Raw genomic sequence first — 14,001 nt, 5'->3', positions numbered from 1 at the left:
TAGGAGGGGATTACTATGGCAAATCAAGCTCAAATCGATAATTTAGTATCTTTATTAGATGGTTATGTTGAAAAAGGTGGACATCATTTAAACGTTAATGTTTTTACTAAAGAAACATTATTAGATGCTCAGGCACACCCTGAAAACTATCCACAATTAACAATCCGTGTATCAGGATATGCAGTTAACTTCGTTAAACTTACAAAAGAACAACAAGATGACGTTATCGCACGTACTTTCCACGATTCAATGTAATTAAAAGGGAGCTTAGCTCCCTTTTTAAATTAAATAATGCTATAATGGGTATAGTGAAATAAGAATGGAGGGCGCGTAATGGAAGGATATATACATTCAACTGAATCATTTGGTACTGTTGACGGACCGGGGATTCGCTTTGTCGTGTTTACTCAAGGATGTCCGATGCGCTGTTTGTATTGTCATAATCCGGATACTTGGGAATTGAATACCGGCAATAAGATGACAACGGAAGAAATATTAGAGGCTTATGATGAAAATAAATCTTTTTATAAGGAAGGCGGGCTGACGGTTACTGGCGGAGAACCTTTAATGCAAATGGATTTTGTGACCGACCTGTTTACTAAAGCTAAAGCAAAAGGGATTCATACCTGCTTAGATACATCGGGCATTACTTTCTCCAGAGAAGAAAAAGCGTTGGAAAAGATGAATCGTTTGATGGCAGTGACAGATCTGGTGATGTTGGATATTAAGCATATTGATCCACAGGAGCATATCAAATTGACACATCAGAAAAATAATCGCATCTTAGACTTTTTGACTTATCTTGATGAAATTGGCAAAGAAGTATGGATTCGTCATGTGGTTGTTCCGACAATCACACAAAACGATGACTATCTTTATCAGCTGGGATACTATATCGGGCAGTTCCACAATATTAAAGCATTGGATATTCTGCCTTATCATACAATGGGAATTAATAAATATAAAAGCTTAGGGTTAGATTACCCACTAGAGGGAATTTTGGCATTGGATAAATCAGAAGCGATTGAAGCACGTAAAGTTGTTTTAAAAGGCTATAAAGACCGTAAAAAAGAGGGGCAATAAAATTTGCTCCTCTATTTCTTTTTCAGTGTGACTTGCAGGATATCCGGAGTACAGAACAGACGTGCAGACTGTCCGCTTTCCATTCCTAATCCATTAGAAACAATCAAGGTAGATGCCCCTGAGTCATAACGACCATGATTATAGGCTTTTGCCCCATCCACTGTGATTAAAGGTCCTAAAAACGGAAGATAGATATAACCGCCATGAGAATGCCCTGATAACTGTAATTCAATATCTTTACCGACCGTATTCGTAAAGAAATCGGGCTGATGCACTAAAGCAATCTTATAATTTCCACTGTTGTTGGCATTTATTAAAGTACTTAAATTATCAGCAGATTCCAAACCGAATAAAGTAATTGAACTGTTATTATAGTAAATCGAACGTGCTTCGTTTGACAAAACTTCAAAGCCGCCAAGCTGCAAGATGTTGGTTGTATCATTAACACTGGTATAATCTTTTTCCCCCAACACAGCGAACTTTCCATATTTAGCTGTAATCTGATTTAAAAGCTGACTGACTTCATCACTGCTGATAATCTGTTCGTCATAGATATCACCGCCAAATAAAACTAAATCAAAATTCTGTGCATTGATTTTTTCTACTATTTTTTTAAGTCGTGTAATATCATCATTATCTTTTAAATCAAGATCAGAGAAATATCCTACTTTGAAATTGTTAAAACCTTCGGGCAGATCTGTATGGACGACTTCGTGTTTAGAAAGACTGATCGCATAAGGAGTTTTATAAAAGCTTAAATAAGCGGTTACTCCTATCACTGCGATCAGCAATAATATGACAATTACTTTTAAGTAATGAAGTTTCTTCATTATTTTTTATTCATGATCACCGGAATGATCATTGGATTTCTTTTCGTTTTACGATAGAAATATGGACTTAACGTATCACGAATGGTGTTCTTAATTTCACTGAATGTCGTCTTTCCTGCCAATAATTTATTTAAAGCGTCCTGTACTAAACGTTCGGCTTCCTTAATTAATTGATAACTGTCTTTCATATAGACAAATCCACGCGATACGATAACCGGACGAGCCAATAATTTACCTGTACGTGAATCCATACTGATCAGAATCGATACCATCCCATCTTCTGATAAGATCTGACGATCTCTTAATACAGCAGTAGATAATCCGGTAATATCATTTCCGTCAACATAAATATCATCGGCATGGATACGGTTACCTAAACGTGCTTCTCCGTCTTTTAGTATAATAACGTCTCCGTTTGAAAGAACGAAGGTATTTTCTTTAGGAATCCCGACATCATGTGCTAATTCGCTATGAATTTTAAGCATGCGGTATTCACCATGCACAGGGAAGAAATACTTCGGACTGGTTAAAAGAAGCATCAATTTTTGTTCTTCCTGAGAAGCATGTCCTGAGGTATGCAAACTGTTTAAAGGAGAATGCGTTAAAACACGTGCTCCCAGTCTAAAGAGTTTGTTGACCACACGGTTGATGCTTGCTGCATTTCCGGGAATTGGGCTTGATGAGAAGATAATTGTATCGGTTGGTTTGATACGAATGAATTTATGTGTTCCGGCAGCGATACGTGATAAAGCCGCTAATGGTTCGCCTTGACTTCCGGTACATAAGATCAATAGCTGACTGTCAGGAAATTTTTTCGCTTCATCACTTTTAATAAAGTAGCGATCTGGACATTTAATATGACCTAACTTACGAGATGTTTGAATAACGTTTTCCATTGAACGCCCAAACACAAGGATGCGGCGATCAAATTTCACAGCAGCCTGAACGATCTGCTGAACACGATCGACATTGGATGCGAAAGTCGCCACAATGATACGCCCTTCCGTTTTTCTGAATTCATTTTGGATAGAATTGGCTACCACTTTTTCACTCAGTGAGAAAGTCGGTACTTCCGCATTTGTTGAATCACTCATTAAAAGTGTCACTCCGGTGGTCCCTAAGAAGGACATTTTTTGGAAGTCCGCAGGTTCACCAACCGGCGTCAAGTCAAATTTAAAGTCCCCGGTAGTGACAATACGTCCGTTAGGCGTATTGATGATAATCCCGACAGATTCCGGGATCGAGTGGTTTGTTCTAAAGAAACCAATGTTGAAGAACTTTGTTTCAACTCTTGAAGAATCGTCAATTTCTATTATTTTAGAAGCTTTTGTCAGTTTTCTTTCTTCTAATTTACGCTTGATTAACGCACTCGCTAATGGAGAAGCATATATGAAAGGAACCGTTACTAACTGAAGTAAGAAAGGAATTCCTCCGATATGATCTTCATGTCCATGAGTAATCAATAAGGCTTTGATTTTCTTTTGATTTTTTACAAGATAAGAATAATCGGGAATGATATAATCGATTCCTGGTAATCCTTCCTCAGCAAATTTAACACCGGCATCAATAATGATGATTTCATTATCATGTTCGATGCAGTACATATTCTTACCGACTTCCCCTAAACCACCTAAAGCATATACTTTTGTTTCATGTGTATATCTAGGTTCTTTAGTGCCAGCAAGAGGACGCTTCTTAGACGCATGTTGTGCAGCTTTATTATTTTTTTCTTTATTTGCAACTTTTTCTGTTGGCATGATTTCACCTCTTTTTTAAATTTTTCATCTCCATAAATTATAGCATAATTCCAGCCATTCTTTTATAGAAAAGAATAAAAAACTAGAGTTAACCTCTAGTCAATGTTCAAACAAGCACCGATTCCGATTGCATTAGGTCCTGTATGACATGCAATTGATAACGACAGTGGAGCATAAGTAATAACATTATTTGGAAAATATTCTTTTAAATATTCAACCATATCTCTAGCGATTTGTTCATCTTTAGTATATGCGACATAGATATTACAATTCGCACCTTTTCCTTTGGGATCTAATTTTTCATTAATATCTTTTACTAGGGCTTCTGCCATAATTTTATGTGCTTTTGCCATTGTACGTGTCTTTTCAAAAGCATCAAGCTTTTCTCCTTGAATCGTTAAAATAGGTTTTAGTTTCAACAGACCGCCTAAAGCTGCCGCTAACGGTGTTAAACGTCCGCCACGTTTTAAATATTCCAAGGTTGGAACCGTAATATAAATGGTTGAATTAAATTTATTGACTTCTAATATATCTTTTATATATTGAGCGTCTTTTCCCTGATCAATCAGCTTTAATGCTTCTAATACATCATGTTTCAAAGTAATCGAAATACGCTGATTATTCACAACGAATACTTTTCCTTTATATTCCTCTGCTAATAGCATTGCTGTTTGACAAGAACCACTTAATCCACTTGACATTGGCATATGTAAGATCTCGTCATATTCTTCTAAAAGTTCGTCCCATAAAGCCGTAATGTTTCCAGCAGAGGGCTGTGAAGTAAATACTTTATTTCCACTTTCCAGCAACTCAAAAAATTCATCTGAACTTAAGTTAATATCTTCAAAATATTCTTTCCCATTGATAGTAAAAGGCATTGGAATAATAGAAATTCCCAGCTCTTTTCCTTCTTTTTGAGAAATGCTTGAATTACTGTCGGTTACGATTGCGATTTTTTTCATAGAAGATTCCTCCTAACTTAATCATCATATCAAAAATAACATGTTTACACAACGTTTTTTATTTTTATCAAAATTATTATTTTAGTGGAAACACAGTAATTTTATGATATAATATGGTGTAAATGGCAGGAGGGAATAGAATTGAATACAAAAGAAATAAAGGAACAGGCCAATTTCTTATATCAAAAAAGTTCACATTATATATCAGGAACATTTTTAGCGGTTGGTGCAATATTAGGAATTCTTGGGGGATTTTCTTACTTTATTCCATTTATGATCTTATCTGTACTGATGGAGACATTGGAATTAGGAACGATTCGTGCATCATTAAAAGCTTACGATAGAAAAGCAAAAGAAGTAACTACATTAAATTATACATTGATGGGACTTAAAGAATATCCGAGTGCATTTTCTGTGTTTGTTGGGAAAAGACTGATCATCGTGATCATTCAGATCTTAATTATTTTAGGTTCGATGGTTGCTTTTTCCGGAGATGTTGAACATGTCTTTGCATGTATCAGAGCGTTGTTAACCGGAAGTATTGATTTTATTAAAACAACGGATTCTAATAATTTAATTCAATGGCTGATTCCTGCAGGGATGCTGATTGGTTTTGCGATTGCAATGGCGGTTGGATTATTCTTGGAAATTAAATTTGCATTAACTTATTATTATGCCGTAGATAAAGACTATTCATTGTTTGAATCACTTTCAGCATCTTGGAAAGGGATGAAGGGAAGAACATGGGCGTATATTACACTTCTTCTTCGTTTCGCTATTCCTTATCTTGGGGCATTGATCGCAATTACTTTGGCTAATATAGCCTTAACAAATGGGTTTACACAATTGATTGGGATGCTGCCATCATTAAGTTTTATCTTAGCTTGTGTGATGACGATTCTGATTGCATTAGCCTCTATCACATTTGCGGTGATGATCTATAAAGTTAAATTACAATTAGCGATCACGGTCTTTTATAAGCAAGTTGTTAAAGAGAGTGAAGCTGTAGCTAAATAAGCGATTTATCGCTTATTTTTAGTCTAGGAGGGAACATGGAACAAGTTATCGACTTTTTAATCACAAAAGGATTAGAATTAGGTGAGAAGTGTTTTTCAGCCGTTTTAGTATTGGTCATTGGACTTTATCTGTCACAGTTTGTCACAAAATTTATTGTGAAGGCAATGAACCGTGCTAAGATTGAGCTGACATTGATTTCATTTGTACGTTCAGTCATCAACAGCGGTTTAAAAGTAGTGGTCATTATTAGTGCAATCGGTGCATTAGGATTTCCGACAGCCTCATTATTTGCAATCTTCGGAACAGCTGGAGCCGCTTTAGCTCTGGGATTCAAAGATAATCTAAGCAACTTTGTAAGTGGGATTATTATTTTATTTACAAAGCCGTTTATGGCAGGAGATTATATTGAGGTAAATCAGTTTGCCGGAACGGTCAAAGAAATTCAAGTGATGTTTACGGTACTTAACACAATCGACAATAAACGGATTGTTGTGCCTAATTCACAAATGACTCAAAACATCATCGTTAACAGTACGCAGGAAGAGCATCGTCGTTTAGAATTAACGTTTGATGTAGCTTATGATGCCGATATTGAAAAAGTAAAAGCAGTTATTCGTGATGTTATTTTGTCTCATCCAAAAGCACTCAAAAATCCCGAACCCCTTATCCGAGTATCCGGATATAAAGACAGTAGTGTACAAGTACTATTAAGAGCGTGGTGTGAAAATGATGATTTTGTTGATTTCCGCTTTGATATGTTGGAACAAGTAAAAGCCGCTTTTGATAAAGAAGGTATTCAAATTCCATTTAATCAGTTAGATGTTACTCTTAAAGCAAATTAATTGATTAAATTCAGATACTTTGGCATAATATGTATAGAGGTGATAAAGATGAAAATCGTAAATTCAAATGAATTCGATCAAGAAATTTCAACAGGAGCAGTGTTAGTAGATTTCTTTGCTACATGGTGCGGACCATGTAAGATGATTGCTCCGGTATTAGAGAAATTATCTGGTGAGTATACAAATGTGAAAATTATCAAAGTAGATGTTGACCAATCTCCTGATGTTGCAGGACGTTATGGCGTTCAATCTATTCCAACTTTAGTGATGTTTAAAGATGGACAACCTGTTGAAACTCAAGTTGGTTTTACCGGTGAACCGCAATTAAGAAATCTGTTATCAAAATATTAAAAGAGTGGGTTTTCCCACTTTTTTATTTAGAGGTTGAAAATAGACAAAAACGAAAATGAACGAAGATTAAATTTACTTCATATAAAAAGTGAACCTCCTTGTTTAGGTGTCCAAACTTTGGGGTTCACTTCAAAATTAAGTTACTTTTTTGTTTTTCTAGTTTTTGGTGTGATGATCTTGATAGCCTGAGGAGCGACAGATATATCAATTGGCAGTTCATTTGCCTGTTCTCCGTCGATATCCAACGTAATCGATTTAGAAGAAGACAGTTGAATATGCTTGGCTTGGCGATAAATAATAAACGGACTTTCTAAATGCTTGTTTAAAAGAATATCTTTGGATAAAGCAATTAAATCGGTAATTTCACATTTTTTAACGACCAATAAATCAAGGAGTCCATCACATAAGTCCGCTTGTGAAGCTAACAGAAACCCACCGACTAAGCGGGAATTCGTCACTAAAAACATGTAAGCTTCTTCATCCATGACTTCTCCGTCAATTTCAATATGAAGATCCATTGTACTGTTAAGCTGATTAGGAAGATCTAAAATCGCATTTAGGTAGTAAGCAAAAGGACCTAAGATCGCCTTTTTCTTTTTATCCACTTTAAACCCGATATCGGTAAACATCCCACCGGCTAAAACATTGGCGAAATAGACATGATTTGCTTTACCAACATCCATTTTGATCTGGTGAAACTTCGCAATGGTTTTCACTACATCATCATGTTTTTCCGGAATTTTCAAAGCTCGCGAAAGATCATTCACTGTTCCGGCAGCTAGAATGTATAGTGGAATATCACATTTGCCGTCGATAATTCCATTGATGACTTCGCTTTGGGTTCCATCTCCGCCAACAGAAATAATCAAATCATATTGATGAGGGGCAAGCGTTAATAAAAGCTGATAGGCATCACGATGACCTTGTGTATAGAATACTTCAAAAGATGTAATGACCTTTTTTAAGACCAATTTTCCAACCAGCTCATGCAGTGTTGCCTGAATATTTTTACGTCCGGATGTCGGATTTACGATCAGCAGACATTTCATTCGCTTCACCCCCTTTTATTTATCATACCATATATTTTGTCGAATGTTCTAAGAATATGCCATTATTTTGTTCCTTAAATAGTATGATTTTACAAAGAGAATCATGCTTAAAATACAAAAATCTTATTTTAAGATATGGTTTTTCTGAATTTCAATAATTATTACAATGATGTTGTTATTTTACATAAAAGAATTGACAAAGCAAATAAATCGTATTAATATTATTGCATAATCTATCGATAAAATACTGTGAAAAGAAATAGTAGGTATTGGCCATTTGCAAAGAGAGTCCTAGGTTGGTGAGATAGGATCAAATGAAAAATAGTGAATTCATCTTGGAGTTGAGTACTGAAAATAGTAGGTATATCCGGTTACATGCCGTTATCATGTTAGAGTATGAACTAAGTAATTTAGCGTACTTGATAAGGTAAATATTGTGAGATATTTACAAACTGAGGTGGTAACACGAAGCATAGCTCTCGTCCTCTAAGCAATTAGAGAATGAGAGCTTTTTATATTTTATCCAGGGATTATAGAAAGAAGAGGAGAGAAATATTATGATTATCGTATTAAAACCAAAAACAAAGAAAGAAGATATTGAAAGAATTGAAGGCATGGTCAAAGAAAGAGGGGGACAGCCGCAAGTTGTAGTAGGATCTGAAATGACGGTTATTGGCATCATTGGTGATACTACCAAAATTGATCCAAGAAGCTTAGAAGTGGATGAAGTCGTAGAAAGAGTCATGAAGGTTTCCGAACCTTATAAGAAAGCAAACCGTGCATTCCATCCAGATGATTCTATCATTGATGTCTCAGGTGTCAAAGTCGGAGGGGACCATTTAGCGGTTATTGCCGGTCCTTGTTCAATTGAATCCGAGGAACAAGTGATTGAAATTGCCAGAGCCGCCAAAGCCGCCGGTGCCAATATGCTTCGTGGCGGTGCTTTTAAACCTCGTACCAGCCCTTATGCGTTCCAAGGGATGGGATCCAGCGGATTGGATATCTTATATAAAGCCGGAAAAGAAGTCGGCATGCCGATTGTATCGGAATTAATGTCCGCTGATCATTTAGAGGAATTCGATGAAAAAGTAGACTTGATCCAAATCGGAGCAAGAAACATGCAGAACTTTGATTTATTGAAGCAGTTAGGAAAGACCAAAAGACCGATCTTATTAAAGAGAGGGTTATCGGCAACATTTGAAGAATGGATCATGTCCGCAGAATATATTATGGCAGCAGGGAATCCGAATGTCATTTTATGTGAACGAGGAATCCGAACCTTTGAATCCTATACAAGAAATACGTTAGACTTACAAGCGATACCGGTCGTAAAGAAATTGACTCATTTACCGATCATTATCGATCCAAGTCATGCCGGAGGAAAATGGTGGCTAGTCGAACCGATGGCAAGAGCGGCAGTGGCAGCGGGAGCCGATGGATTAATGATAGAGGTTCACAATAATCCGGAGAAAGCCCTGTGTGACGGACCACAATCATTAAAGCCGGAGAAATTTGAAGCGGTTATCAAACAAGTGCGTGATATCGCTAAAGTAATAGGAAAAGAAATTTAGGAGGATGTTTTATGGAGATGCTGGTAAATTTAAAAGAAAAGAGTTATCCCATTTATATTGAAAAGGGGTTACTTGAACATGTCGGTGAAAAAATAGGGGCAGTCTATCAGGGGAAAAAGATTGCGATTATTACAGATGATCAGGTGAATCATTATTATGGGGAAACTGTTAAATCACAGTTAGAAAAAGATTATGCTGTCACTATTGTAGAAATGCCACATGGTGAAAAAAGTAAAAGCTTTGATGTTTTACCAGCACTCTACAAACGCTTATTAGATTTTAATTTAACACGCAGTGACCTGATCGTGGCTTTAGGCGGTGGTGTTATCGGTGATCTTGCGGGATTTGTGGCGGCTACCTATATGAGAGGTATTCCTTTTGTCCAGATTCCAACCTCGCTGTTAGCGCAGGTGGACTCAAGTGTCGGCGGGAAAGTAGCAGTCGATTTACCGGATGGAAAAAATCTTGTCGGAGCCTTTCACCATCCAAAAATGGTACTGATTGATCCATTGGTTTTAAAAACGTTAGAACCACGATTTATTCATGATGGAATGGGAGAAGTCATCAAATACGGATGCATTAAAGACGCTTCTTTATTTGATCAACTCGCGTCTTATCAAGATTTTAACGATCTTTATAAAGATATTGATGAAATTATCTATCGCTGTATTGACATTAAAAGGATAGTAGTAGAAAATGATGAAAAAGACTTTGGTGATCGTCTCGTATTGAATTTCGGACATACCTTGGCACATACGATCGAACAGTATTATCACTATGAAAAATACTCCCATGGAGAAGCGGTGGCGATTGGAATGTATCAGCTGACCAAGCTTGCTCAAGAGCGTGGACTGACCCCTGCATATACGGCTGATAAAATAAAAGCGGTATTAGAACGCTATGAACTTCCGACAGCCTGTCATTTAGAAATGGATGTTCTTAAACAAACGATTAAATTAGATAAAAAGAATATTAACAGTAAATTATCATTGATCCTTTTAAAGAATTTAGGAGAAGCCTTCGTTTATCCGACGAATCTTTCATTCTTTGATGGGGTAGAAAGGGTTTAACATGAGTCAAATCAAACTTATACCAACACATTTAAATGGGACAGTTGCGATTCCCCCATCAAAAAGCATGGCACATCGAGCAATTATCTGTGCCGCTTTGGCAAAAGGGAAAAGCCGCATTGATCATATCGAGTATTCACAGGATATTTTAGCGACAATGGAGGCGATGAAGGCATTAGGAGCTCACATTGAAGCATATGAAGATTATTTATTAATTGACGGAACATCAACGGGTACTTCACGACAATGTGAGATCGATTGTAAGGAATCCGGGTCCACCTTGCGCTTTATGGTGCCGGTATCGTTGATTCATGAAAACCATGTACGTTTTATCGGTGAAGGAAATTTAGGGAAACGTCCTTTAAATGTTTTTTATGATATCTTTGATGAACAAGGTATCACTTATCAATATCAGAAAGAAACGTTAGATTTAAAGATTCGGGGACAATTAAAAGCCGGGGAATTCAAAGTGCCGGGGAATGTCAGTTCCCAGTTTATTAGTGGTTTATTATTTGCCTTGCCATTACTAGAGGGGGATTCAAAAATTATTATCACATCTTCATTAGAATCAATTGGCTATATTGATCTTACTTTGCAGATGCTGGAGACATTTGGGATTAGGGTTGTGAATCATCATTACCAAGAATTCCACATTGCCGGACGACAACGCTATCAGGCACATGATTATTATGTTGAAGCGGATTATTCTCAAGCAGCCTTTTATTTAGTAGCAGGAGCACTGGGAAATTCGGTTGCTTTAAAGGGACTCAACTTAGATTCTTTGCAGGGAGATAAAGAAGCCCTTGATATCCTTGAAAGAATGGGAGCGAAAGTGACTCAGGCAAATGACCTCATCATGGTAGAAGCAAAGTCATTAAAAGCAACGACGATTGATGGCAGTCAGTGTCCGGATGTTATTCCGGTATTAGCTTTAGCTGCCAGTCTTGCGGAAGGAACTACTAAAATTGAACATGCCGAACGCTTGCGTATTAAAGAATGTGATCGATTAGCGGCAGTAGCCAGTGAACTTTCAAAATTAGGGGCAAAGATGACTGAAACTAAAGATGGATTAATTATTGAAGGGGTTTCGCAGCTGCAAGGGGGACAGGTAAGTGCTTGGGCAGATCATCGTATTGCAATGACTTTGGCCATCGCTTCGACTTGTGCACAAACAGACATCATTATTGATAATAAGGAATGCGTGAAGAAATCTTATCCCAGCTTCTGGCAGGATTTCAAACAATTAGGGGGAATGACAAATGAGTGCTAATTGGGGAAAAAATATAGAGTTGTCTATTTTCGGTGAAAGTCATGGAAAAGCGATAGGCATTAATATTGGGAAACTGCCAGCCGGATTGAAAATAGATATGGCACTGGTAGAAAAGGAAATGCTGCGCCGAGCTCCCGGAAATAATAAATTATCGACGGCTCGTAAAGAAAAAGATCAAGTGGAAATCATGAGCGGCATTCAAGATGGCATAACAACAGGAGCGCCATTATGTGCTGTGATTTATAATTCCGATCAGCATTCAAAAGACTATTCGTTATTAGAAACACATATGCGTCCGGGACATAGCGACTTTGCGGCTTATGTAAAATATCATGGGTATAATGATGTTCGTGGGGGAGGTCATTTTTCCGGAAGAATTACTGCACCGATCGTGTTTGCCGGAGCCGTCATAAAACAGATTTTAGCTCAGCAGGGAATTTATATTGGTGCCCATATAAAAAGTATTCAGTCTGTTCAAGATCGTTCATTTGATGAAACTTTAGACAAAACCGTACTTAATCAATTAAGCACACAGCTTTATCCGGTTTTGGATAGTACTGTATTTCCTTTAATGGAAGCCATTGTGGGTCAGGCACGTTCTCAATGTGATTCTGTAGGCGGACAAATTGAATGTGGCGTCATCGGTTTGCCTGCCGGTATTGGAGAACCTTTCTTTGATTCATTAGAAAGTACGATTGCTCATTTGATGTTCTCTATTCCTGCAGTCAAAGGCTTAGCGTTCGGAGATGGGTTTGACTTATGTCGAATGTTGGGCAGTCAAGCAAATGATGCATATTACTATGAAGAGGGCAAAGTCAAAACAAAGACCAATCACAATGGCGGAATAGTAGGCGGTATCAGCAATGGAATGCCCATCACCTTTACCGTAGGGATTAAACCAACGCCATCCATTGCCCAAAAGCAAGCAACCATCAATGTAGAATCAAAGGAAAATACGGAGATTGAAATTAAAGGGAGACATGATCCGTGTATCGTATTTCGTGCGGTTGCCGTTGTAGAAGCAATGTGTGCGATTGCCATTTATGAAGCTATGGGGGGAAATCAATGAAAACATTAGAAGAATGTCGTCAGGAAATTGATGAAATCGATACCAAACTATTGAGTTTATTTGAAGCTCGTATGCAAGTATCCAAAGACGTAATTTTATATAAACTTGCACATGATATGGAAATCTTTCAGCCCGAAAGAGAAAAGTTAGTGATTGAAAAAAGCAAGCAGAAGATTCAACAGGAAAATCTCAAAGAGTATGGGGCTCAGCTTATTCAATCGATCATGGATCTGTCTAAAGATTATCAGGCGGAATTCATACCTGAGAAATTTGAGATTGAAGCACATACACCGTTATCTAAAAATGAAATGCTGAAAGTGGGATATCAAGGCGTAGAAGGAGCTTTCGGACAGGAAGCTTTAGAGATGTATTTCTCATCTAAAGTAGATGTCATGCATTATGACCAGTTTGAAGATGTATTCAAAGCCTTGGATCAGCATGAGATTCAATATGGTGTTGTTCCTATTGAAAATTCATCGACAGGAGCCATCAATGATGTCTATGATCTTATTCGCAATTATGGTTTCTATATTGTCGGAGAACAAAGCATCTCGATTGCACAGCATTTACTCGCATTGCCGGGAGCGGAATTATCCGATATTCAAGAAGTATATTCGCATCCACAAGGATTAGCACAATCCATTCAATTTTTAGATACTTGTCCGAATATTCGCCGTTTTCCATATCCCAATACGGCAATGGCGGCGAAAATGGTCATGGAGACAAATGATAAAACCAAAGCTGCAATCGCCTCTAAAAAAGCGGCTGATCTTTACGGACTAAATATTTTAAAAGAAAATATCCATACAGATAAAACCAATCATACACGTTTTATTATTATTGGTAAGCAGCTGGAATCCAATGAAGCCTATAATCGTATCAGCATCATGTGTTCATTAAAACATGAGGTAGGAGCATTAGCGACTATTTTAAATATAATTCGCAATCATCATTTGAATATGGTCAGAATTGAATCAAGACCAATTCATTCAAAACCTTGGCAATATTATTTCTATATTGATTTTGAGGGAAATATTAAAGATCCTAACGTCATTAAAGCTTTGACGAAAATGCAGTATAATACGGAATTATTAAGAGTGTTAGGCACATATCAGCAATCCTAGGGGGAA

Annotated in this window: 14 protein-coding genes and 1 other annotated feature; of the genes, 10 read left to right on the top strand and 4 right to left on the bottom strand. The window is 37.2% G+C overall.

What is annotated here, in order from left to right:
* The first annotated feature begins 15 nt into the window (after positions 1–15).
* Positions 16–255 carry an autonomous glycyl radical cofactor GrcA3 gene (gene grcA3, locus BN1225_RS06645; RefSeq protein ID WP_041138995.1) on the top strand — a complete coding sequence of 80 codons (240 nt, stop codon included), beginning with the start codon at positions 16–18 and terminating at the stop codon, positions 253–255.
* Between the two features lie 78 nt (positions 256–333).
* Positions 334–1,083: a pyruvate formate-lyase-activating protein gene (pflA, locus tag BN1225_RS06640; protein ID WP_041138994.1), complete on the top strand. Its 750-nt coding sequence runs from the start codon at positions 334–336 to the stop codon at positions 1,081–1,083.
* 11 nt (positions 1,084–1,094) lie between these two features.
* Here pflA and BN1225_RS06635 read toward each other — a convergent pair whose 3' ends face one another.
* The 3 genes from BN1225_RS06635 to BN1225_RS06625 form a co-directional block, all read right to left on the bottom strand.
* Entirely contained in the window at positions 1,095–1,913 is an 819-nt protein-coding gene (locus tag BN1225_RS06635) for a metallophosphoesterase (RefSeq protein WP_052466413.1), read from the bottom strand.
* Entirely contained in the window at positions 1,913–3,670 is a 1,758-nt protein-coding gene (rnjA, locus tag BN1225_RS06630) for a ribonuclease J1 (protein ID WP_041138992.1), read from the bottom strand. Before rnjA ends, BN1225_RS06635 begins: the two co-directional genes overlap by 1 nt.
* 95 nt (positions 3,671–3,765) lie before the next feature.
* The gene (locus BN1225_RS06625) at positions 3,766–4,632 is read right to left on the bottom strand and encodes a DegV family protein (protein WP_041138991.1); all 867 of its coding nucleotides are present in this window, start codon (positions 4,630–4,632) and stop codon (positions 3,766–3,768) included.
* Between the two features lie 141 nt (positions 4,633–4,773).
* On the opposite strand from BN1225_RS06625, the gene BN1225_RS06620 reads away from it, so the two are divergent.
* From BN1225_RS06620 to trxA, 3 genes are read left to right on the top strand one after another with little or no spacing between them, the layout of a single operon-like run.
* Positions 4,774–5,649, top strand: a complete 876-nt coding sequence (locus BN1225_RS06620) for a DUF975 family protein (RefSeq protein ID WP_041138990.1) — start codon at positions 4,774–4,776, stop codon at positions 5,647–5,649.
* Positions 5,650–5,684: 35 nt separating this feature from the next.
* Entirely contained in the window at positions 5,685–6,491 is an 807-nt protein-coding gene (locus BN1225_RS06615) for a mechanosensitive ion channel family protein (protein ID WP_041138989.1), read from the top strand.
* A 48-nt stretch (positions 6,492–6,539) separates the two neighbouring features.
* Complete coding sequence (gene trxA, locus BN1225_RS06610) at positions 6,540–6,842, top strand: thioredoxin (RefSeq protein WP_041138988.1); 303 nt, start codon at positions 6,540–6,542, stop codon at positions 6,840–6,842.
* Between the two features lie 140 nt (positions 6,843–6,982).
* Here trxA and BN1225_RS06605 read toward each other — a convergent pair whose 3' ends face one another.
* Positions 6,983–7,891 carry a diacylglycerol/lipid kinase family protein gene (locus tag BN1225_RS06605; protein ID WP_041138987.1) on the bottom strand — a complete coding sequence of 303 codons (909 nt, stop codon included), beginning with the start codon at positions 7,889–7,891 and terminating at the stop codon, positions 6,983–6,985.
* Between the two features lie 240 nt (positions 7,892–8,131).
* Positions 8,132–8,381 (top strand) — a binding site (T-box leader).
* Positions 8,382–8,448: 67 nt separating this feature from the next.
* On the opposite strand from BN1225_RS06605, the gene aroF reads away from it, so the two are divergent.
* Genes aroF through pheA form a run of 5 tightly spaced genes read left to right on the top strand, consistent with a single transcriptional unit; the run spans position 8,449 to position 13,995 of the window.
* Positions 8,449–9,462, top strand: coding sequence for a 3-deoxy-7-phosphoheptulonate synthase (aroF, locus tag BN1225_RS06600; protein ID WP_041138986.1), 1,014 nt, complete (start codon positions 8,449–8,451; stop codon positions 9,460–9,462).
* A gap of 11 nt (positions 9,463–9,473) precedes the next feature.
* The gene (gene aroB / locus BN1225_RS06595) at positions 9,474–10,532 is read left to right on the top strand and encodes a 3-dehydroquinate synthase (protein WP_041138985.1); all 1,059 of its coding nucleotides are present in this window, start codon (positions 9,474–9,476) and stop codon (positions 10,530–10,532) included.
* A gap of 1 nt (position 10,533) precedes the next feature.
* Positions 10,534–11,802, top strand: a complete 1,269-nt coding sequence (gene aroA / locus BN1225_RS06590; protein WP_041138984.1) for a 3-phosphoshikimate 1-carboxyvinyltransferase — start codon at positions 10,534–10,536, stop codon at positions 11,800–11,802.
* On the top strand, positions 11,792–12,871 hold the full coding sequence (gene aroC, locus BN1225_RS06585; RefSeq protein ID WP_041138983.1) for a chorismate synthase: 1,080 nt from the start codon (positions 11,792–11,794) through the stop codon (positions 12,869–12,871). The genes aroA and aroC overlap by 11 nt, the downstream gene beginning before the upstream one ends.
* Positions 12,868–13,995, top strand: a complete 1,128-nt coding sequence (gene pheA / locus BN1225_RS06580) for a prephenate dehydratase (protein ID WP_041138982.1) — start codon at positions 12,868–12,870, stop codon at positions 13,993–13,995. Before aroC ends, pheA begins: the two co-directional genes overlap by 4 nt.
* Positions 13,996–14,001 lie beyond the last annotated feature (6 nt).

Origin of the sequence: Beduini massiliensis, assembly GCF_000829905.1 — a bacterium.
Taxonomy (GTDB): Bacteria; Bacillota_I; Bacilli_A; order Erysipelotrichales; family Coprobacillaceae; genus Beduini; species Beduini massiliensis.
This window is presented reverse-complemented; position numbering and strand designations above follow the sequence as displayed.

Bases quoted from the DNA above. Each gene is read 5' to 3' on its own strand.
- grcA3 (WP_041138995.1), top strand. From the start codon at position 16: ATGGCAAATCAAGCTCAAATCGATAATTTAGTATCTTTATTAGATGGT.
- pflA (WP_041138994.1), top strand. From the start codon at position 334: ATGGAAGGATATATACATTCAACTGAATCATTTGGTACTGTTGACGGA.
- BN1225_RS06635 (WP_052466413.1), bottom strand. From the start codon at position 1,913: ATGAAGAAACTTCATTACTTAAAAGTAATTGTCATATTATTGCTGATC.
- rnjA (WP_041138992.1), bottom strand. From the start codon at position 3,670: ATGCCAACAGAAAAAGTTGCAAATAAAGAAAAAAATAATAAAGCTGCA.
- BN1225_RS06625 (WP_041138991.1), bottom strand. From the start codon at position 4,632: ATGAAAAAAATCGCAATCGTAACCGACAGTAATTCAAGCATTTCTCAA.
- BN1225_RS06615 (WP_041138989.1), top strand. From the start codon at position 5,685: ATGGAACAAGTTATCGACTTTTTAATCACAAAAGGATTAGAATTAGGT.
- trxA (WP_041138988.1), top strand. From the start codon at position 6,540: ATGAAAATCGTAAATTCAAATGAATTCGATCAAGAAATTTCAACAGGA.
- BN1225_RS06605 (WP_041138987.1), bottom strand. From the start codon at position 7,891: ATGAAATGTCTGCTGATCGTAAATCCGACATCCGGACGTAAAAATATT.
- aroF (WP_041138986.1), top strand. From the start codon at position 8,449: ATGATTATCGTATTAAAACCAAAAACAAAGAAAGAAGATATTGAAAGA.
- aroB (WP_041138985.1), top strand. From the start codon at position 9,474: ATGGAGATGCTGGTAAATTTAAAAGAAAAGAGTTATCCCATTTATATT.
- aroA (WP_041138984.1), top strand. From the start codon at position 10,534: ATGAGTCAAATCAAACTTATACCAACACATTTAAATGGGACAGTTGCG.
- aroC (WP_041138983.1), top strand. From the start codon at position 11,792: ATGAGTGCTAATTGGGGAAAAAATATAGAGTTGTCTATTTTCGGTGAA.
- pheA (WP_041138982.1), top strand. From the start codon at position 12,868: ATGAAAACATTAGAAGAATGTCGTCAGGAAATTGATGAAATCGATACC.